This window comes from Litorisediminicola beolgyonensis, from assembly GCF_042679605.1.
Lineage (GTDB): Bacteria > Pseudomonadota > Alphaproteobacteria > Rhodobacterales > Rhodobacteraceae > Litorisediminicola > Litorisediminicola beolgyonensis.
The window spans coordinates 1-1165 of sequence record NZ_JBHTMU010000094.1 but is presented as its reverse complement, the minus strand read 5'-3'; the positions used below and the strand labels follow the sequence as shown (position 1 = coordinate 1165).

Here is a 1165-nt window from a genome sequence, read left to right as displayed (position 1 = left end):
GACCGGCGGCGCGGGCCAGTTCGCCCTGGGCGCTGTCGCGGCGTTCCAGAAGCTCCGCGCCGCGGGTCCGCGCGGTGGCGAGCCGGTCGCTCCAGGTGGCCAGCTCACGCGAGATCTGCTCGCGGCGCTGGGCGCGGGCTTCGCCTTCGCGGCGCGTCTCGTCATGGGCGGAGCGGCGCGCCATCATGGTCATGCGCGCGGCCTCGACCGTGACCTTGACGTCCTCGACCTTGGCGCGCGCCGCGTCGAGATCGCCCAGATCGGCCATCGCCGCTTCGGCCTCGGCCTTCTGCTTGCGCGCCTCGGTCGCGTCATCGGCATGGCGCGACACCGCAAGGCGCAGGTTCTCGAGCTTGCCTTCGGCCATGTTCCGATCGGCCTCGGCCCGCGACACGGCGCGAGTTGCGGCTGTCAACTCCTGGTCGGCCTCGCGCCGCGCCTCGCGCGCGGATTTGTCGGCACGGGTGAGATCGGCAAGGCGCGCCTGCAGCGAGTCATGCGCCGAACGCGCGCCTGCGAGCCGCGCTTCGGCCTGGACGCTTTCCTGTTTCAGCGCCTCGAGACGGTTCAGCTGCTCCAGCCGGAGCGCGGCGGCCGAGGGCATGTCCTCGGACCAGGCGCGGTAGCCGTCCCAGCGCCAGAGATCGCCCTCGGGCGACACGAGGCGCTGGCCGGGTTTCAGGAGCGGCTGCAGACGGCTGCCCTCATCGGCCTCGACGAGACCGATCTGGCTCATCCGGCGGGCGAGCACGTCCGGGACCGAGACATGGTGGGTCAGCGCGGTGACGCCCGGGGGCAGCGGCTGGTCGCTGTCATAGGCGGGCAGGATCGCCCAGCCCGACGGACCGTCGGCGGCCACCTCGGGCGCGCGCAGATCGTCCGCCAGCGCCGCGCCGAGCGCCTTCTCGAAGCCCTGCTGGACCTGCAGCCGGTCGAGGATCTGCCCGCCCTCGGTGGTGTCGCGGTCGAGAAGCCGCGCGAGAGCGGCGGTTTCGGTGCGGAGCGCGTTGGCTTCGCCCTCGGCGGCGGAGCGTTCGGCGCGGGCATCGGCCTCGCGCGTCTGGGTGTCGGCGCGGGCGTTTTCGGCCTCGGAGAGAAGCTTCTCGGCCCGGTCGGACATCGCCTGCGCGGCGCGGGCCTTTTCGGTCGCGGCCGCTTCCGCCTG

The 1165-nt window shown here is 73.6% G+C and carries 1 pseudogene; it reads right to left on the bottom strand.

Going from position 1 to position 1165, the window contains the following annotated elements:
• Positions 1 to 1165, bottom strand: a pseudogene (locus tag ACFQ4E_RS20575) (chromosome segregation protein SMC); the annotation flags it as partial.